The sequence below is a fragment of the Hymenobacter fodinae genome, from assembly GCF_004745825.1.
In the GTDB taxonomy this organism is placed as follows: domain Bacteria; phylum Bacteroidota; class Bacteroidia; order Cytophagales; family Hymenobacteraceae; genus Hymenobacter; species Hymenobacter fodinae.
This window is the reverse complement of the sequence record NZ_SRLA01000002.1, coordinates 683,851-703,362: the sequence shown is the minus strand read 5'-3', so window position 1 is coordinate 703,362 and position 19,512 is coordinate 683,851. Positions and strand designations below refer to the sequence as shown.

Genomic DNA, 19,512 nt, shown 5'->3' with positions numbered 1-19,512 from the left:
CCTTTGTCTTAGCCAAAATGGCAGTACCACACTGCCCACCTTCTATAGTCCCGACTTTGCCTCCTCGCGCCACCACAGCCGTAAGGCCGTGCGCAGCAAAATCAGCCAGACCAGTCCAATAGCGAAGCCAGCGGCCACATCGGTGGCGTAATGCACGTGCAGGTACACGCGGGTAAGCCCAATAAGCACGGCCCAAACGAGCAGCCCCGCCGCCCAGAGCGGATGCCGCCGGTGCCGCCAGAGCAGCCAGGCCACGCAGCCGTACAGGGCTAGGCCAATCATGGCGTGCCCGCTTGGGAAGCTCAGGCCTGCCTGCGGAAATAATGCCGAGCTAGGCCGGGCCCGCTGAAAGTGCACCTTCAGCACCTGGTTTAATAAGGAAGCGCCTGCCACTGCCAAGAAAACCTCCAAGCCTTCACGGCGGTGTCCTCTGCTCCGCAGCAACAGCGGTAGGCCTATTCCGACCCCTACCAGAAAGGGCAGAGACGCGAAGAAGGTAACCCCTTCTACTCCGCTTGTAAGGCTAGGCCACCGGCTCCGGAGCACGTCCATTTGAGCAAACGCCCATTGATCGAAGTCGACGGAGTGCTGCACGAATACTACCCGCGTCAGGTAAAAAAACAATACGGCGGAGGCTATAAATACGCCCCCAACCACCGCTATTTCGAGGGTCAGGAAGCTGAACAGAGCGGCAAGTCGGGGAGCAAATCGTTTCATAAAAGCACGTTGTTCATGCTCTCCAACGCAACTCCAGCCTAGGGTGTTAACATGTCCTACAGTGTGGCAAGGGCTGAAAACAAAAAAGCCGGTCCATATCTGGACCGGCTTTCGTGCGCTCGGAGAGACTCGAACTCTCACACCTTTCGGAACTGCCGCCTGAAGACAGCGCGTCTACCAATTTCGCCACAAGCGCAGCATTTTTATCATCCGACAGCCGCGGTGGTTGTCATTTGATGCTGCAAAGATAGGGGGCTTTTTCGACGTGTGTCAAGCTTTCACTACAAAAAACAATAAAAACTTAACCACAAAAATTTGCTTTCCGGGCTATACAGGCTGTTTTTCAGTTGATTGCACTTGTTTGCCGAAGCGTTTTTTTGCGGTAATTTCTAGCTGCCGCAGGAGGGGAATAGCAACTATCAGCCATACTAGGCCCGCCGTGAAGCCGGCCAGCACATCAGTAGCGTAATGCACGCGCAGATATACGCGGGTAAGCCCAATAAGAATAATAAGCGCCGCTAGGCCAGTTGTGAGGCCCCAGCGCAAGGCGGCGGAGCGCACGTGAGCTTGCACCAGATAAATGAGAAGCCCATAAAAAGACGCCGATATCATGGCGTGCCCACTGGGAAAGCTGAGGCCACTAGCGGAAACCAACGGCAATAGGGGCCGTGGGCGGTGGTAAAACTGTTTCAGCACTAGGTTGAGCGTAATACTGCCCAGCGCCACCACCGGCACCAGCAACGAGTACCAGCGGCGCCGCCGCACCAGCAGCCAGCCCACTAGCAGCAGGGCCGTGGCGGTAATGAAATTGCGCGAGGCCAAAAATGTAATACCCTGCACCCACTGCTGGCGCTCGGGCCCAAAGAGCTGGCGCGTCCAGCGGAAAGCGCTGGCATCGAACGTGGCCGCGTCTTGGTCGAACACCTCCCGGCTCAGGGCCAGGAAAATGACGACACCTACCGTACCCAGCAAGAGCGTAATGGCAAATTCGGTGAAAAACAGCGTAACCCCGGCCAGCAGCCGACGAATTGAGTTGGTCATGGGAAAGCAGCAAGTACCCGGCTGAATACCTCCGGTTGACGAGGTTCTTACGACATTTCGGGGCCTTTAGGCCACGTTTGCCACACCCTTGCTTGCCTGATTGCTTATGCCCCTCCCCGACTCTGGCTTTGATTACGTAGCGGCCTTCTATGATCCGCTGGCCCGCTTGGTGTACGGCAGGGCCTTGCAGCGAGCCCAGCAGGCGGCGTTGGAGGCGCTGCTAACAGGAACTCCGCGTATCCTCATTGTGGGGGGCGGCACGGGCTGGGTGCTGGGGGAAGTACTGCGCCAACGCCCAGAGGCTCAGATTCTGTATTTGGAGGCCTCTCCGCAAATGCTACGCCGCAGCCAGGAGTTCATGCAGCAACACTGGCCTAGCAAGCTGGCCCAGGTGGAATTTAGGTTAGGCACGGAAGCGACGTTACAACCCCAAGAGCAGTTTGACGCCGTAGTGACGTTCTTTTTGCTTGATTTATTTGAGCCTCATCGGTTACGTGAACTGGTAGCCCGCCTGCAAGCCGCACGTAGGCTAGGTGCCCCCTGGCTGGTGGCGGATTTTGCCTTCCCTCGCACCTGGTGGCAACGCTTGTTACTGGCCACCATGTACGCTTTCTTCGGCCTTACCACCGGTATCAGTGCCCGGCGTAGGCCACCTCTTGAGGCAGAGCTTGAGCGGCTAGGCCTATCGGCCAGGCCAGTGGGCGCTTTTTATGGGGGAATGGTGGAGGCTACTGTGTGGCAGTAGCAGCCCAGATGGTTTTGTTGGGTTGGCTTGCAGCCTCCTCCTCCCAAAAGTTACCTTTAGGCAGCTATCCATTTACCTCTCCTCTCCTTATGATGCGAAAAACCGCTGCCCTGCTCCTGCTAGGCCTGCCGCTGGCCATTGGCCGCCCGGCCGCTGCCCAGGCTCCCGTACAATACTCCGTGGCCTTCCCCAACGCCGTGCACCACGAGGCCCGCGTGACGGTTACGTTTACCGAGGTGCCCGCCGGCACGCTGCAGGTGCGCATGGCGCGGTCCTCGCCTGGCCGCTACGCACTACACGAGTTTGCGAAGAATGTGTACGACGTGCAGGCCACCGACTCCAGAGGCAAGGTGTTGGCCGTGAACAAGCCTGACCCTTACGGCTGGGACGTGGCTGGGCATGATGGCACCGTGCGCTTCACCTACACGCTATTTGGCGACCGGACCGACGGCACCTACGCGGGCATCGATGCGCGCCACGCCCACCTAAACATGCCCGCCACGCTGGCCTTTGCTCGTGGCCTGGAGCAGCGCCCCGCCGAGGTAAAGTTTGAGCAGGTGCCTCAGGGCTGGACGGTTGCCTCACAGTTGCGGCCCGATGCCGCCAAGGGCACCTGGTATGCCCCGCACCTGCAGTACCTCATGGACTCACCAACCTCCTTGGGGTCGCAGAAGGTGCGCAGTTGGCAGGAACAGGGCAAAACCATTGAGATGCAGGTGCTGCACGATGGCACCGATGCCGAGCTAGACGCCTTCGCCAACAACACCAAGAAGGTAGTGAAGGAAGCCGCGGCCATCTTCGGCGGACTTCCCGATTACGATTTCGGCCGCTATACCTTCGTGGCTAACTACCTGCCCCAAACTAGCGGCGACGGGATGGAGCACCGCAACTCCACCAGCCTCACCAGCAGCCGACCACTACGGGGAACCGGTGCTATTGATAACCTGGGCACCGTGTCGCATGAATTCTTCCACAGCTGGAACGTAGAACGCATTCGACCTAAAGACCTAGAACCCTTCGACTTTGAGCGGGCCAACATGAGCAGCGGCCTGTGGTTTGCGGAAGGCTTCACGCAGTATTACGGCGAGCTGCTGCTACGCCGCGCCGGCATTTATACCGATGACCAGTACTGTGAGGAGGCCCTGAGTGGCCTAGTGGGTGCCATGCTGACTGCCCCCGGAGCCAAGCGGTTTTCGCCGGTGTATATGAGCCAACAGGCGCCCTTCGTGGATGCCGCCGCGGCCATCGACCCCAACAACCGGGGCAATACCTACTTGAGCTACTATTACATTGGTGGGGCCAACGCCCTAGCCTTAGATCTGGAACTGCGCCAGCGCTTCAAGACCGACCTCGACACCTACATGCGCACCCTGTGGCAGCAGCAAGGTAAATTTCAGAGCAATTACGCCCCGGAAAAGCCTTACACCTTGCAAGACCTGCAGCGCGTGCTAGGCCAGGTAGCCAAGGATACGGCCTTTGCCGGGCAGTTTTTCCGCCAGCACATCTATGGGCATGAGCTTCCGAAATATGATGAGCTGCTGGCTCCCGCCGGTATGCTGGTGCGCCCGGCCCGCGCCGGGCAGGCCAGCTTAGCCGCCCGCCTGCAGTTCAACCCCGACAGCTCTGCGACCCTGGGCTCAACCTCGGTCGGCAGCCCGCTCTACACTGCTGGCCTAGACCGCGAAGATGTGCTGCTAAAGCTGGCTGGTCAAAAACCCATCAGCGCCAAAGAACTGCAGAAGCGCCTGGCAGCCCATAAGCCCGGCGACGTGGTACAGGTGGAAGTGCGGGCCCGCGACGGCGTCCGGACGGTGCCAGTTACTCTGGTGGAAGACCCCACATTGGAAGTGGTAACCTATGAGCAGGCGAAAAAGCCAGTGACCAAAGCCCAGAAGAAATTCCGGGAGGAATGGCTGAGAGGCAAAGCCAAGTAATAGCCTGTCTGCGGCGCAGCTCTTGGCTAGTGCTTAAATAGCAAACCCGTATACCCGAATAAAAAGGGCCACTAAGTTTAGTGGCCCTTTTTATTCGGGTTAGTGACACTTGACTTTCCTGCTTACTCCATTGGGTAGCGCAGGCCGATCTGCTGACGTATTACATCTAGCTGTTGCATAAGCTCCAAGCTGAACTGCAGGGGCAGTAACGGGCTTTGTGTGAGACCCTGCGCCAGGCACTGCTGCACGTGCTCGGCTTCGTACAGATAGCCGTACCCTTGCTTTTCGCAGGAGATATGCTGCGGCTCCTGATTTGGGTGCTTCAGGGTGATACCACTGGCGGCGTGAAAGCGACCAGTAAGCTGAAGCTGGCCGTGGCTGCCGTAGAGAATACACTGATTATCGGTTTGCGCAGCTATGGTAGAAAACAAACTGGCCGTGGCGCCACCCTCGTAGGCCAGGGCCATGGAGCAGTTCACGTCTACCCCAGTAGCGGCGCGGGTGGCTACGGCACGTATTTCTTGAGGCTCGCCAAGGAAAAGCTTGCTGATAAACAGCGGGTACACCCCAATATCCAGCAAGGAGCCACCCGCCAGGGCTGGGTTAAACAGCCTGCCTTCCGGCACATACGGGGCCACAAAGCCAAAGTCAGCGGAGAGGTGCTTTATTTCGCCGATGGTGCCGGCCGCTACCAGCTCCAGCGCTTTATGGATGGCCGGGAAAAAGCGCGTCCAGAAGGCTTCCATCAGGAAAACGCCTTTCTCTTCTGCCACCTGCCGCATCTGCTGGGCCTGCTGGGCATTCACGGCAAAAGGCTTTTCGCATAGCACGGGCAATCCGGCGCGCAGGCAGAGGAGCGTGTGGGCGTAGTGCTCGGTGTGGGGCGTAGCAATGTATACCACATCTATGTCCGGCACCGTCAGTAGCTCATCATAGCTACCCACGGCATGAGGTACTCCGAACCGGGCAGCAAACTCCTGGGCCTTGGCCGCATCACGCGAGGCTACCGCGTGGAGCCGGGCGTTGGGCAGCAGCGCAAGGCTTTCCGCAAACTTGTGAGCAATGTTGCCTAGGCCTAGAATAGCCCAATTGTAGGTGCGCATACAGCAAGTATCAGGATGATTGATGGAGGCAGCTAAAGGTAACTGCTCGCCAGAAGTATACTAGATAAACTTGCTTCTAGGCCACTACCTACGGCTGCGTTAGTTCTTACCTGCAGGTAAGGAACTAACGCAGCCGTAGGTAGTGGCCTAGCGGTGCGCTATTCTTCTTCCGCAGCAATGGAGGCTGGGCCATCAGGCAGGTTCAGCAGCGGGCCGAGCAATACGGCATTGGTAAACAACCGGGAGGTGCCGTGCCAGTAGTGGCGGAAGTTGGGGTCATCGGCGAAGAGAATTACTCGGCCGGTGCCCACTTTGCTGACGACTACGGCGGCGGAATTACGAATCTGCTGCAGGTTATTTCTGGATACGTAGCCGCTCACCAGTGGCGACGCGGTGTACTGCGCCACCGTGGCGTAAGGGTTGCGGCTGGGCCGCAAGAATGTGGTACCGTTGCGGAACACGTAGAGGCGGCGGTTAGTCAGGCCAAACCCAATGGGGTTTGTAATGTCGATATCAGTCAGGTAGATGGAGCCCGCAATAGCGCGGGTTCCCTCCTGTTCCTGGCCTACGAAGTCGGCGCGGCGGGGGGCAAAGGTGGTTTGCGGCTTGGGCCGCTGGGTGACTTTGGGAGTTGGGGGCGTTGCTTCGGCCAGCGCCACGGCAAACGCGGTGGTATCGGCCCAGCCACCGTTGGCCGGAATCAGCAACTTCTCTTTCACAATGCCCTGCTTGATGGCCCACTCCGAGGCGTTTTTCAGGGTAACGAGCGTGCCGCCCTCCTGCACCCAGCGCCGCAGCTTATCCACGGCAGCTTTGTCGAGGCTGGTGTACGAACCGCCTACCAGCACTAAACTAGTGTAGCGGCCCAGCGGCGCCTTCCCGAAGTTGCTCATCTCGATTTTGCTCAAAGGCAGGCCTAGCTGCTGGCTGGCCACAAACCACGCTTCGCCAACTTCCGAGGCCGTAGTGCCCGTTCCTACCAGAACAGCAGCCTTGGCCTCGGGCACAGTGCGTACGTTGTTCGAGCCCAGATCAATACCGCCTAGGCTAAAGCCCGTACTGACGCCGGTAAACGTTACCTGGTGCTGGCGGCTCAACCGGCTCACAATTTGAAAAACCGAATCGGCGGGCAGCTTTTGGGCGGCCACCGGAATAACTACGGTGCCGTAGCCAAACTCGGTGGGTTGACTTGCAGAACCGGCCTTGAAAGGCTTGAAGCTAACTTTGGTGACAATACCAGCTCGCTGCAGCGCTACGAGGGCGCGCGGGGCGTTGTAATCAGACCAAGGCAAAAGATAAGCGTAGCTGCTCTGCCCGCCCTGCACGGCTCCCGCTAGGTTTTTGGGCGCCGTAACCGGAGCACCTTGCACTAGGCCAGTGTTCTTCTGCTTCGACACCGCCAGCCCATACGCGTGAGCCTGGCTCCAGCCCGTCACGTCATAGAATACGCTGTCGTGGAAGGTGGTTAGCTCCTCGAACAGGGAGTTGACAATTCGATATTGGGGCTGGCTGGTGGGCACCACGTAGGCCTTGCCCTGCTTGAACTCCTGCTTATCCAGCGTCACGTTCTTGCCCAGCTCGTGCACTTCAATCTTGTGCTGCAGTAGTAGCGCCAAGAACTTGTTGGTCAGCGTCTCGTCTTGGGCATTGCCAAATACGTAGGCTTTGGTCGGGAACTTACGGGCATCGGTGAGAGCCGAGGCAAAAAAGTCGCGCTGATGCCGCAGGTACAGTTCCTTTTCCTCCACGGCCCCGCGCACGGTGGCTAGGCCAGTAGCCACGTGGTTGCGAATGGTAAACGGAAACGTAACTACGCCATTGGTGCCTTCCTGAGCCAGCCCGCGGGAGCTACCCACCTCAAACGTGATGCCCACCCCACCCTGAAAGTCGGGGTACGTCGAGCCGTAGATGGGCGAGAGGTTATCAAACTGCTCCTTGGTCCAGTACAGTGAACCCAAATCGTCGAGGGACTTCGCGAAGTACTTGGCCAGGTGTACGTTCAGCACTTCGTAAGTAGCCCGTGGAATCAGGTCGTTTTCGGTGCTAAAGGGTTTAGAGGGCTCGAAGTAGTACGTACCGTTGGTACCCATTTCGTGAAAGTCAATCATCACGTTGGGGTACCACTCATGGAAGAACGCCATGCGGGCCCGGCTTTCGGGCTGAGTCAGTGGGAGCCAGTCGCGGTTTAGGTCGGTGTAGAAGTGATTGGTGCGCCCACCCGGCCAAGCCTCGGTGTGTTCCCGGTCCAGCGGATCGGTTACGTTGGGCCATGACTTATTCTGGTCAAACCAGTGCGAAGCCCGGTCGCGGCCATCAGGGTTTTCCAGCGGGTCAATGGTTACCACGGCTTGCTCCAGCCACTGCTTGGTTTCGGGCGAGGTGGAGGCCGTGAGGTAGTAGGCCAGGAGCAGCGCAGCTTCCGAAGAACTGCTTTCGTTGCCATGCACCCCAAAGTTCAGGCTGACCACTACCGGCAGCTTGCGGTAATCGGGAGTCGGCAGCTTGGGGTCTATCAGTGCCCGCCGCGCTTGCTGCAGCCCCGCCAAGTTCTGCTGGTTTTCAACGGCTGTAATGGTGGCTACCACCTGGGGCCGCTCCTCAAATGTGGTGCCCAGCACTCGCAGACTCACCTTATCCGACACCCGATCTAGCTCCCGCAGGTAGGCCACTATCTGGTCGGTGCGGGTGTAGTGGGAGCCAATGGGATAGCCGAGAAACTGTTCGGGCGTGGGCACGGCGGGGTCGAAGCTGCCGGCCGTGGCCGCCGGGAAGAAGTACTTGTTTTGCGCCAGCATGGGAGCAGCCGAAGCCAAGCTCAGGCCAAGTAGCGCGCCAAAAAAGGTTGATTTCAACATGATCTGTACAGGTCGTAGTCAAGGAAGAGTGGCCTACTGGCCTAGTAACCGGGGTTTTGCGTCAGGCTGGGGTCGGCCACTAGGTCGTTGAAGGGCAAGGGGAACAGCCAGCGGCGTTGGTCAGTAACGCCCAGCACCGCCCCGGCCCGGCCTGTGCGCACCAAGTCAAACCAGCGGTCCGCCTCGAAGGCAAACTCCACCCGGCGCTCGTTCTCAATTGCCAGTAGCAGTTGCTCGGCGGTGGCGGCAGTGCTGGCGGGCACCCCGGCCCGACTGCGCACAACATTCAAATCAGCCAAAGCGGCGGTTAGCTTGCCTTGCTTGGCCCGGGCCTCCGCCCGAATCAGGTACTGCTCCGCCAGCCGCAGCACGTAGCTGGGGTCGTCGCGCTGGGCCGAGCGGCTGTAGAGGTTGCCGTAGGTGACGGGGCTCCCGGCAATGGTAGTGGTAGCGAGCAGGGCCGAGCGGCTCCCTCCCACTGCTGGGTCGTTGAGCAGCGTAATGGCTGCCGGCACGGGCTGGAAGTTAAACTGCCCGCCTAGGGCGCTTGGGAACCAGTTGTTCCACATCGAGTTGGCGTCGGAGTTGCTGAACGTCAGTTCAAAGATGGACTCCCGGCTGAGGAAAGGAGCCGTGGATATAGCCCGGTAAGGCGTAACTAGGCTGTAGTTGCTGCTGTTAATAACCTGTGTAGCGTAGATCTCAGCATCAGTCCATTGCTGGCGGTACAGGTGCAGACGGGCCCGCAGGGCGCGGGCGGTGTTTTGCACGGCGCGGTTGCGGGTGGCACCGTCGGGCAGCAGGGCTTCGGCCTGGGTTAGGTCGGCCAGCACTTGGTCGTAGGTTTGGACCTGGGTGCTGCGCCCGATTCCCTGGCCGTTCTCCTTGGTGCGGGTGGGCGTGAGCACCAGCGGTACGCCGCCCCAGCCCCGTCCCAGATCAAAGTACACGAGGGCCCGCAGGAAGTAGGCCTCTCCTAGCAGCTGGTTTTTCTCGGTGGCCGTCAGCAGCGGGTCGTTGATGCCGGGTACGGCGGCAATGACGTTGTTGGCGCCATTAACGGCCTGATACATCTGGGTCCAGGCTTCCGTGATAAGCACGTTGTCGGCGCTGAGCTGATTCTGGTCAATCTGCAGAAACTGGTTCAGCGTGCCATTGAAGCGCACATTCTCGCCGGGCAGAAAGCCCAGCACGGGCCAGTTCAGTTGGTAGTAGGCCTGCACCCGGTCGTACACGCCAATGGTGGCGGAGCGGGCACTGCCAGCATCAGTTATGGCTTTGTCGTCGGGCAGTTGCTGCACCGGGGTGGGGTCCAGCAAATCCTGACACCCAGTCAGGCTTACGGCAGCGATGGAGAGTTGCGCAGCAAATAGGAGGCGGTATATAGTCTTTTTCATCAGAATCAACGGCTTATAATCCGACCGTCAGGCCCACCTGGAAAGTGCGCGGCTGGGGCACGGTGGCCCAGTCGAAGTTTTTGGTATTGCTCACGCCGCTTTGCGAGTTGACTTCCGGGTCGAGGCCAGAGTAGGGCGTGATGGTGAAGAGGTTGGCCGCTTGCACGTACACCCGCAGGCTATTCAGGCGCGCTTTAGCAGCCACCACTGTCGGCACGGTGTAGCCAAGGGATAAAGTCCGGAGGCGCAGGAAGGAGCCATCTTCCAGGTACCGGTCGCTCAGGTTCTGCACTACGCCGCCGTAGTTGTTGCTAGCCGCGTTGGTAGTCAGGCGCGGGATGTCGGTGACGTCGCCGGGCTTCTGCCAACGGTCGAGCTGCTCCTTCAGGTAGCCAATGTTGCTTTGAGTGCCGCCGTGCACCAGGAAGAAGCGGTTCATGTTCATGATTTTCGCTCCCTGCTCAAAGTTCAGCGTGAAGCCAAAATCAAAGCCCTTGTAGCTCAATGAGTTGGTGAGGCCCCCAAAGTAGTTGGGCCAAGCATTGCCCACCAGCTTGCGGTCGGCCACCGTGAGCTGGCCGTCACCGTTCACGTCTTCGTACTGCGCATCCCCATTTTCGGGGTTCACGCCGGTTTGGTGGTAGAGCCAGAAGGAATAAAGCGGGGCACCCTCTTCCAGCCGGAAGATGTCGCGGGAGCCACTGGTAATGGGCGCGGCCAGCTTCTCAATTTTATTGACGTTGCGGGCCACGTTGAAGGTGGTGCTCCACTGCGCCGCTGCCTTGGGCAGCCAGTTTACCGTGGCCTGCAACTCCAGACCTTTATTGCTTACAGCCCCGTAGTTTTCTACCACCGAGGCAAAGCCGGTTTTGCGGGGCACCGGTACGTTCAGCAGCAGGCCCGAGGTGTACTTATCGTAGTAGTTGAACTCGACCAGCACCCGGTTTTGCAGCACGGCGGCATCTACGCCCACGTTCCATTGGCGCGTGCTTTCCCAGCTTAGGTTGGGGTTGGCTAGCTGTAGCGGAGCCGTGCCCGGCAGGTCGAGGTAGTTGGCGCCGCCCTGCACTAGGCCACGAGCGGCAAAGTCACTGATGCCGGCCTGGTTGCCGGTTTTCCCGATGCTGGCGCGCAGCTTCAGCTCCTGAAACAGGTTCAGGTTCTTCACAAACTCCTCTTCGCCCAGGCGCCAGCCCACGCCCACGGCCGGGAAGTAGCCCCACCGGTTGTCGCGTCCAAACCGCGACGAAGCATCGGCCCGAATGCTTACATCGGCGGTGTAGCGCTGCTTGAAGCTGTAAGTGCCCTTGCCGAAGAAGGAGACTAGGCCTGCCTGCGAGCGAGACGACGAGCCCGTTTGGGTGGCCGCCGAGGCAATGCTGGTCAGGTCGTTGCTGGGGAACTGCTGCCCGGCCAGGCTGGTACGCTGGAAGGTATTTTTCTGCAGCGTATTGCCCACCAACGCTTGCAACGAGTGGTTTTCGCCCAGGTCAACGCTGTAGTTAAGGGTTTGCTCATTGAGCAGCGTGATATCTCGCGAGAGAAACGAGGACGCCGTGCCGCGGGGCTGCCCCGCCAGAATGAGCGTGTTGTTGAAGTTGTTCTCGTACATGTCGTTGAAGTCGATGCTCCAACTGCTGCGCAGGGTCAGGTGCTTACCAAACTGGTATTGCCCGTACACGTTCGAGATGACGCGGGAGCCCACCGCATCGTTGTTCAGGTTGTCAATGAGCGCCTGGTGATTGTCAAAGGAACCGTACTTAGCGTAGGAGCCGTCAGGGTTGTAAATCGGCAGGTTGGTGCGCGGAAACAAGGCCGAGTTGATGACGCCCACCGGATTGTTGTCGTTGCTGCTGACGTTGCGGTGAGTGCGCGTGAGGGCCGTGCTAGTCCCGATGCGAAGTTTGTCAGTTACTGAGTTGTCGAGGTTTACGCGCAGACTGAACCGCTCAAAGTCGGTAGGCCTGGCAATGGACTGCTGCTTGAAGTAGCCACCCCCGATGTAGAACTGCGTTTTGGCCGACCCACCCGCCGCCGATAGCTCGTAGCTCTGGGTCTGGGCCGTGCGGAACACGTCGGAGAGTCGGTCGTAGGTTTGCTGTTCTTCGGGTAGGCCACGCCCGCCGGCCGCTACCGAGCGGTACGGCACCAGCGCCGGGTTGCCACCATCGTTGAGGAAACGCTCGTTTTCCAGAGTGGCCAGCTCCTGTCCCGTTACTAGGTCGTACTTCTTGGGGGCTTTCGACCAGGCGTGGTAGGTGTTGAAGGTGATGCGTGTCTTGTCGCCCGCTTTGCCTCGCTTGGTAGTAATCAGCACTACCCCGTTGGCCCCGCGCGAACCGTAGATGGCCGTGGCGTTGGCATCCTTCAGAATTTCAATGCTCTCAATATCCTGCGGGTTCAGGTCGGCCAGCGGGTTCGACGACACCTGGTTGCCTAGGCCAGTAGCAATCAAATTAGTGTTGTTGATGAACACCCCATCTACCACGTAGAGCGGGTCGTTGCTGGCATTCACGGAGTTGCTGCCCCTAATACGGATAAAAATGCCACCGCCCGGCACCCCCGAGTTGGCCGACACCTGTACGCCGGGCGCTTTACCCTGCAGTAACTGGTCGGGGCTGGCCGCCGGAATATCCTTCAGCGCATCGCCATTCACGGAGCTGATGGCGCTGGTGAGGGTTTTGCGGTTCTGCTCGCTGTAGCCAGTAACTACCACTTCCGAAAGCTGCTTTACATCGGCCCGCAGAGCAACCTGCACCGTCCCGGAGGTAACGTTTACCGTTTGCGCCTGATAGCCAATGGCGCTAACGAGCAATGTGTTGTTGCCCTCTGGTAGGTTAAGCGAAAACTGACCCTTGCCATCGGTAGTAGCGCCAATAGTAGTGCCCCGCACAATAATCGTGACGCCTGGCAAGGGGCTGCGGTCGGCCGCGTCGGTAATCGTACCCGTGATGGTTTGGCCCGCCGCAGTTTGGGCGAAGCTCGCCGGAGCAAGCGCGGCTACCACCCCTGGCACTGCCAGTAGAGTAGAGTATTTCATATCAGAAAGAGAAGGAAGTGGAGCCGCCGAACCGCGCTCAGCGGCTGGCACAAGTGCCCCTGATGACTTCAAAAAGCCCTTTTTAGACGAGCTACAGCAGAAAAGCACGCTTCCTTCGGGGTGCCGGCTAGCGCATAACCGGTCAACTTCATTGAGAGCCTCAATGAAAAATGGGTACCAACAGGAAGGAAGGACAGACCTAGGCTGGTTGGTTTACGTCTGCCATCCGTCCGGAACGGAGCGGGCGTAGTCCGACTACCTCCTAGGCCAGGAGTTGGTGTAGCAGTCAGACGCGCTACCGCCCTCTGCTACCGGAGCAAGCAAAAAGAGTACAAGGGGTTCCCTGGTCCTTAGCAGCTCATGGCCCGCATCTGCATACAGACGCTCGAACGCATAATGCTACAACACGCCTGCTGCAGGGCGTTGGGCGCGGCGTTTAGGACGGCAAGGCTGGTGAAGGTGCTCACGGCGTTGTTGTTTTTATATGGTCAGGACTTGGCACCGTTCCGGATGTTCCGGGGGTTGTCGGCGGTTCATAGAGCCTGTCTCTCCGCGCCTCTGTATAAAAACAATCCTTTGTGGGTGAAAGAATTGGTCTGCCAAATGTACAGGCGCATTTCCGAGAAATCCAAATTTTTGTTTTCAGCCCGGAACTTTTTGCGCCAAAAACTGCGGGCCGCAGCACCTATGAAACTTGCGCCGTGTGCCCGCCTGCCTATATTTGCCCTCCTTTCAAGGTGGCCTAGCGTCTTCCACAGCGCTTTATACCCGACGAATAAATTCTTCTCTTCCCTAGCGGCATGCTACCTGTAAAGCTGATCGAAACCTGTTGCTGTTGTTGCCCCGCTCTACGCTAGGCCACTGCCCCTCTTGGTTTTCTCTTCAGTTCTTACTTGACTCTGCATGTCTGCTATCCCTGCCGTCACCCGGCCGGACTTAGTGCGCGGCATTCGCCGCTGGGACTTCGTCGCGCTTATCATCAACATTACCATTGGGGCCGGCATCCTGGGGCTACCCGCCAAGATCTATGCCTTGGTGGGCGCTTATAGTGTAGTGGCCTACGGAGCCAGCGCGGCCATTGTCGCGCTCATTATCCTGTGCTTTGCTGAGGTCAGCAGCCGGTTTAGTGGCGCAGGTGGCCCTTATTTGTATGCGCGGGAGGCCTTCGGGCCGCTGGTAGGTTTTGAAGTTGGCTGGCTGCTCTGGATTTCGCGGCTGGCCAGCTTTGCGGCGCTTTGCAACCTGTTCGTCGATTATGCCGCGTACTTCTGGCCTACGGTGGGCAGTGGCCTAGGCCGGGCAGTGCTGATGGCCGGTTTAATTATGGCGCTTACGCTCATCAATCTGGTGGGGGTGCGCACGGCTTCGCTGGTAAACAATATGTTCACAGTCAGCAAGGTGCTGGTGCTAGTGCTGTTTACGGGCGTAGGCCTGTTTTTCGTGGATTGGCAGGTTTTCTCGTTTGCGGTGGCGCCCGGCTACACCAATTTCTCGGGAGCTGTGCTGCTGCTTATTTTCACCTTCTCTGGCTTTGATGTGGCAGCAATTCCGGCCGCTGAGATTCAGCAGCCCCAACGCAATGTGCCCTTTGCGCTGTTCACGGCTATTGCCACGGTAGCCGTGCTGTTTCTGCTGGTGCAGGTGGTATGCATTGGCACGTTGCCCAACTTGGCCGCCTCGGAGCGCCCCCTGGCCGATGCCACCCAACAATTTATGGGCCCGATAGGCGCAGCCTTGGTGGCTGTGGCGGCTATACTCACGGCGTTGGGTACGCTGAATGCCCTTATGCTGACGGGCCCCCGCCTGCTCTTCGCCTTGGCTGAGCAAGGCCAGATACCAGCCGTTTTCGGAGCTACGCACCCGCGGTTCCGGACGCCGCACGTGGCCCTTCTGGTGTCGGCGGCGCTGAAGCTGGTGCTGGCCATATCGGGCACGTTCATTTACGCCCTCACACTCAGCACCATTATTCGGCTCACGTACTTCGCACTTACCTGCGCGGCCCTGCCGGTGCTGCGCCGGCGCACTCCGGAGGAGCCAGCGCCGTTTCGGGTGGCCGGGGGCGGCGTGGTGGCCGTGCTTTGCGTAGGCCTGTGCCTGTGGCTTTTAATCAGCAGCAAGGGCAACGAGGCCCGCGACGTTGCCCTGTTTGCAGCCGTAGGCCTAGGCCTGTATTTCATCTGGAACCGACGGAAGCCGGTGCCAGCAAATTCAACCCAGGGTGCCGAATGATGTTAGAGCTAGTTGCTAGCTCCCCTCCTCAGATGATTCCGCGAATCAAGCGGCGTGGGGTTAGGGGTGGTTGAAAAATTAGAATTAGAAACTATAGCTAGTTGACGTTCAACGATTGGTCAACCACCCCCAACCCCTCCTTTCCAAGGAGGGGAGCTAGCTTTTAGCTTCTGACTCTCAATTGCTCTTCGCTCCGGCTTACCCGTTATATTGCTCTTCTTCCTCACACTATGTCCCTCTCCTCCCCTATCACGTCGGTGGCTATTCGTACGCCGCAGCGCGTGGCTGAAATATCTTGGTTTGATGACCTCTGCGGGGGCGATACGCAATACTTGAGCGTGCTTGATGGGGCCTACCGCAGCTCCTGGGCTCACTGCCGCGACATTACCCTGTCGGCGGAGCGGCTGGGTTATTCCAACATTCTGCTACCTACTTCCTACACCGTAGGCCAGGATGTAATGACGTTTGCGGCCGGTATTGCCCCGCAAACGTCGCGCATCAACCTGCTCACCGCCATCCGGACCGGCGAGATTCATCCGCCCATGCTGGCACGCGCCCTGGCCTCCCTCGACCACATGCTGGAAGGCCGGCTTACCATCAACATTATCAACTCCGACTTGCCTGGCCTAAGGGAAGTGCCGGAGCTGCGCTACCAGCGCTGCGCCGAAACCATCGAGATTCTGCAGCAGGCCTGGACCCAGGAGCGCATTGTGCACAAGGGCGAGTTGTACCAGTTCGATATGCCCTCCGACCCCGCCAAGCCCTACCAGCAGAACGGCGGCCCACTCCTGTATTTCGGGGGCACGTCGGAAGGTGCCCGGGCCGTGTGTGCGCAGTACTGCGACATGTTCTTGATGTGGCCCGAAACGGAGGAAATGCTCTACGGAACCATGCAGGATATGAGCGCCCGTGCCGCCCGCCACGGCCGCCAGATCGACTTTGGCTTACGCATTCACGTGATTGTGCGCGAAACCGAGGACGAGGCACGCGCCTACGCCCGTAAGCTCATGTCGAAATTTGACCCAGTGAAGGGAGCAGAAATCAAGAGCCGCGCCCAGGATTCGTGGTCGTTGGGGGTGCACCGGCAAAACCAGCTGCGCGAGCACGCCGACATGGAAGGCTTCGTGGAGCCCCTACTCTGGACCGATATCGGCAAGGCTCGTTCCGGGGCTGGAGGGGCCCTAGTAGGCACTCCCGATCAGATTGTGGAGAAAATCAACCGCTACATGGACATGGGCTTCCGCGCGTTCATCTTCTCCGGGTACCCCTTACTGGATGAAGCCGACTACTTCGCCCGCTACGTGCTGCCCCGACTCCCCAATGTGTCCATGCCTGATTTCCAGGGACGACGGCCCCAGCAAACGCCCGTGACGCCCCTAACTACTGCGCCATTGCGTTAACGATAAGCGTGTTCAAGACTTGGGTTAACAGGCCTAGCAGAACGCTCCTGCAGCACTCTCAAGCTCGGGAGTGTAGAGAAGTACTAAAAGAAAGAGGCTGCGGTGTACCGCAGCCTCTTTCTTTTACGAGCCTGTGCCGTCGTTACAATTGTGCAGCTAAGGCCACGCATTCTGCATGACGAGGGCAACTGAGCAGATGGTCGTTGACCAGGCCAGCGGTTTGAAGGATGTTATAGCATGATACGGGGCCTGTCATCACGAAGCCGCGCCGCTTTAGGTCTTTGCTCATGGCCTCGTTCTGGGACGTAGACACGGGCACTGGGTTGGTTTCGCTGCGCTGGTTGTCGAGGGGGCGGCCACCCACGTAGTGGTAGAAGAATGGCAATAAGCCGGCGTCACCGCCTACTTCCTGGCGGAGGCGCAGCCAGGCTTGGGCGTTCTGCACGGTAGCTTCTAGCTTGCGCCGGTTGCGCAAAATGCGCGGGTTCTGCAGCAGCTCGCTTATTTCTTCCTCCCCAAACCGCGCCAGCCGCTCGGGGTCGAAGCCGGCTAGTAGCTCCCGAAACCCCTCGCGCCGCTTCAATACCACCGGAAAATCGAAGCCCAGCTGAAAGGTGTGGAGCACCAGGTACTCAAACAGGATGCCTGCTTCGGCCACTGGCTCGCCCCACTCATAATCGTGAAACTCGCGCAGCAACTCGTTGTGGTGCGCCCAGGGACAACGGCCGTCGGGAGTTGTAACAGGCAAATTGGGCAGCATCATGGCAGAACCAGTAGGGAGTTAGGTACGCCTTCTGGTACGGGTAAGCGCCAGTCTTGGTCGAGCGAGCTACGGTTGCCACCACAGCACGCTAGGCCACTGCCTCTGCCACGATGGGCTCTGCTTGAGCCTGCCGACGGCGGCGCAGCACCAGCATCGCGGCAAAAACAACCCCGCCTACTACCAGCGCGCCACCCACCCACTCGGGTGAGGTGTAGCCCAGACCGGCGGCAATCGGTAGGCCACCCAGGTAGGCGCCCAAGGCATTGCCCGTGTTGAAACCCGACTGACTCAGCGACGACGCCAGCATCTCGGAGCCCTTGGCCGCCCGAATCATCAGCATCTGGATGGGAGCCGCCGTGGAAAAGGCCAGGGCCCCGGTTAGCATGGTGATGAGCACCGTAGACCACTGATGCTGGGCCGCCACCGGAATGGTAAACAAGGCCGCAGCCATGGCCAGTAGCAGCCACGTGGTGGCCCGCAGCGGCGACATCCGGTCGGTGAGCCAACCGCCCAGCATATTGCCCAGCGCCATACCCACGCCCGCCAGCACCATCAGGATGGTGACGGCGTTGTGGCTAAAGCCGGCTACCTCCGTGAACAGCGGCACGATGTAGCTAAACCAGGCAAAAAAGCCGCCATTGCCGAGAATGGTAATGGCAATAATCATCCAGGGTTCCAGGCGAGTAAAGGCCACAAACTCTTGCCGAAGGTTGGTTTCGCGGGCCGGAAGCTCGGGTAACAGGCGCCGCACGCTTACTACAGTCAGCAGGGCTACGACAACGATGAGCACGAAGGGAATGCGCCAGCTGAAGGTGTGGCCTAGGTAGGTGCCAATGGGGACCCCAATGATGTTGGCAATGGTGAGGCCCGCAAACATGATGGAGACGGCCTGCGCCTCCTTACCCGGCTCCGCCAGTCGGCCAGCTACTACGGCGCCCACGCCGAAGAATGCCCCATGCGGAAGCCCCGAGACAAAGCGCGTCAGTAGCATCAGCTCATAGCCAGGTGCTACTGCCGAGAGGCCGTTGCCCACCGCAAAAATCAGCATGAGCAGGCCTAGAATCTTGCGAGGCGGCAATTTGCTGGTAAGGGCTACCATTAGGGGCGCACCCACCACCACGCCTAGGGCGTAAGCAGATATCAGGTGGCCGGCCGTGGGAATGGAAATATGCAGGGCCTTAGCGACATCGGGCAGAATGCCCATCATGACAAATTCGGTCATGCCAATGCCGAACCCTCCCAGCGTGAGAGGTAGTAATACGCGTTTTGAATTCATAGCGGGGAAGCCCAGGAAGCGAATAGGCCTACAGACAATTACAATGGCCTTTAAGTTTTAATAATCTCAAATCAACTCTCTTACAGTTCAGCCAGTGCGCGGCACCAAATACGCCTCTGCAGGCAAACTACCCACAAAGTTGCTCCAATAGGCCTACAAAAAAACAGTCAACCCAGACCATGTCTGGATTGACTGTTTCGAGCTTGATTATTTACTCTTAGTCTCTATTTCCGGCGACCGAAGATGCGAGCAGGAACAGGAACAAGTTGATAAAGTCGAGGTAGAGGGTGAGGGCACCCAGCATGGCAGCTTTGCGGTCGGTGTCTTCGTCACCAAGACCTACGAAAGCCAGTGCCTTCAGCTTCTGCGTGTCGTAGGCGGTGAGAGCCACGAACAGAATCACGCCAATGAAGGATGTGATAGTGTAGAGTACTGAGTTCAGCCAGAACAAATTAACCACTGAGGCAATGATGAGGCCTATCAGGCCCATGAACAGCAGGTTACCCCAACGCGACAAATCGGTGCGGGTGAAGTAGCCGTAGAGGCTCATTACCCCGAAGGTGCCACCCGTTACAAAGAAGGTGGAGGCAATAGAATCGGCAGTGAATACCAAGAAGATAATGCCAAGGGTAATGCCATTCAGCGCCGAGTAGGCCACAAAGGCCCCGGTCACCGAACTCACCGACATTTCGAAGGCACGGGCCGAAATGTACCCTACCACAAACATTTGTAGCAGCAGCGCCCAGAAAACCAACCGATTACCGGCCACTAGCTCAACAATCTCCGGTGACGAACCCACCAGCATGGCTACGCCACCCGTAAGGGCTAATGCCCCGGCCATCCAGGCGTATACTTGCCGCATGAAGCTGGCCTGCACTTGCGCAGCCTCTTCGGCGCTGATATGAATTTCAGGCTGGTAAGCAGCCTGTTCTTCGGGGGTAATATTTTCCCTAAACGGAAATAGAGAGTAAGGATGAAAACTAAACGATGCCAAGATACAGGTTCGCCGAAC

Annotated in this window: 13 protein-coding genes, 1 tRNA gene and 1 riboswitch; of the genes, 4 read left to right on the top strand and 10 right to left on the bottom strand. The window is 58.8% G+C overall.

Annotated elements, in window-relative coordinates; all coding sequences use genetic code 11:
• Window positions 1-42: 42 nt before the first annotated feature.
• The 3 genes from EU556_RS10235 to EU556_RS10225 form a co-directional block, all read right to left on the bottom strand.
• Window positions 43-717: a phosphatase PAP2 family protein gene (locus EU556_RS10235; RefSeq protein ID WP_135433806.1), complete on the bottom strand. Its 675-nt coding sequence runs from the start codon at window positions 715-717 to the stop codon at window positions 43-45.
• 114 nt (window positions 718-831) lie between these two features.
• Window positions 832-913 (bottom strand) — tRNA-Leu (locus EU556_RS10230).
• 131 nt (window positions 914-1,044) lie between these two features.
• On the bottom strand, window positions 1,045-1,758 hold the full coding sequence (locus tag EU556_RS10225) for a phosphatase PAP2 family protein (protein ID WP_135433804.1): 714 nt from the start codon (window positions 1,756-1,758) through the stop codon (window positions 1,045-1,047).
• 106 nt (window positions 1,759-1,864) lie between these two features.
• Here EU556_RS10225 and EU556_RS10220 point away from each other — a divergent pair, with 106 nt between their 5' ends.
• Together EU556_RS10220 and EU556_RS10215 are read left to right on the top strand one after the other, a co-directional pair.
• Window positions 1,865-2,503 carry a class I SAM-dependent methyltransferase gene (locus tag EU556_RS10220; protein ID WP_135433802.1) on the top strand — a complete coding sequence of 213 codons (639 nt, stop codon included), beginning with the start codon at window positions 1,865-1,867 and terminating at the stop codon, window positions 2,501-2,503.
• A gap of 89 nt (window positions 2,504-2,592) precedes the next feature.
• Window positions 2,593-4,437 carry a M61 family metallopeptidase gene (locus EU556_RS10215; RefSeq protein WP_245327562.1) on the top strand — a complete coding sequence of 615 codons (1,845 nt, stop codon included), beginning with the start codon at window positions 2,593-2,595 and terminating at the stop codon, window positions 4,435-4,437.
• Between the two features lie 122 nt (window positions 4,438-4,559).
• Here EU556_RS10215 and EU556_RS10210 read toward each other — a convergent pair whose 3' ends face one another.
• The 4 genes from EU556_RS10210 to EU556_RS10195 all read right to left on the bottom strand — a co-directional run bounded on the left by EU556_RS10210 (window position 4,560) and on the right by EU556_RS10195 (window position 12,832).
• Window positions 4,560-5,540: a Gfo/Idh/MocA family protein gene (locus tag EU556_RS10210; protein WP_135433800.1), complete on the bottom strand. Its 981-nt coding sequence runs from the start codon at window positions 5,538-5,540 to the stop codon at window positions 4,560-4,562.
• Window positions 5,541-5,698: 158 nt separating this feature from the next.
• Entirely contained in the window at window positions 5,699-8,395 is a 2,697-nt protein-coding gene (locus EU556_RS10205) for a M14 family zinc carboxypeptidase (RefSeq protein ID WP_135433798.1), read from the bottom strand.
• Between the two features lie 41 nt (window positions 8,396-8,436).
• Window positions 8,437-9,792 (bottom strand): RagB/SusD family nutrient uptake outer membrane protein, encoded by a 1,356-nt coding sequence (locus EU556_RS10200; RefSeq protein ID WP_135433796.1) that lies wholly within the window; start codon window positions 9,790-9,792, stop codon window positions 8,437-8,439.
• Between the two features lie 13 nt (window positions 9,793-9,805).
• Complete coding sequence (locus tag EU556_RS10195) at window positions 9,806-12,832, bottom strand: SusC/RagA family TonB-linked outer membrane protein (RefSeq protein ID WP_135433794.1); 3,027 nt, start codon at window positions 12,830-12,832, stop codon at window positions 9,806-9,808.
• Between the two features lie 477 nt (window positions 12,833-13,309).
• Window positions 13,310-13,401: riboswitch (SAM riboswitch) on the bottom strand.
• A gap of 334 nt (window positions 13,402-13,735) precedes the next feature.
• On the opposite strand from EU556_RS10195, the gene EU556_RS10190 reads away from it, so the two are divergent.
• Window positions 13,736-15,061, top strand: coding sequence for an APC family permease (locus tag EU556_RS10190; RefSeq protein WP_135433792.1), 1,326 nt, complete (start codon window positions 13,736-13,738; stop codon window positions 15,059-15,061).
• A 230-nt stretch (window positions 15,062-15,291) separates the two neighbouring features.
• Window positions 15,292-16,461 (top strand): LLM class flavin-dependent oxidoreductase, encoded by a 1,170-nt coding sequence (locus EU556_RS10185; RefSeq protein WP_135433790.1) that lies wholly within the window; start codon window positions 15,292-15,294, stop codon window positions 16,459-16,461.
• A 142-nt stretch (window positions 16,462-16,603) separates the two neighbouring features.
• On the opposite strand, the gene EU556_RS10180 is transcribed toward EU556_RS10185, so the two are convergent.
• The 3 genes from EU556_RS10180 to EU556_RS10170 form a co-directional block, all read right to left on the bottom strand.
• Entirely contained in the window at window positions 16,604-17,224 is a 621-nt protein-coding gene (locus EU556_RS10180) for a DNA-3-methyladenine glycosylase I (RefSeq protein WP_210116258.1), read from the bottom strand.
• An 88-nt stretch (window positions 17,225-17,312) separates the two neighbouring features.
• Window positions 17,313-18,500, bottom strand: a complete 1,188-nt coding sequence (locus EU556_RS10175) for an MFS transporter (RefSeq protein ID WP_135433788.1) — start codon at window positions 18,498-18,500, stop codon at window positions 17,313-17,315.
• 217 nt (window positions 18,501-18,717) lie between these two features.
• Window positions 18,718-19,494, bottom strand: a complete 777-nt coding sequence (locus EU556_RS10170; RefSeq protein ID WP_394346109.1) for a Bax inhibitor-1/YccA family protein — start codon at window positions 19,492-19,494, stop codon at window positions 18,718-18,720.
• Window positions 19,495-19,512: the final 18 nt, after the last annotated feature.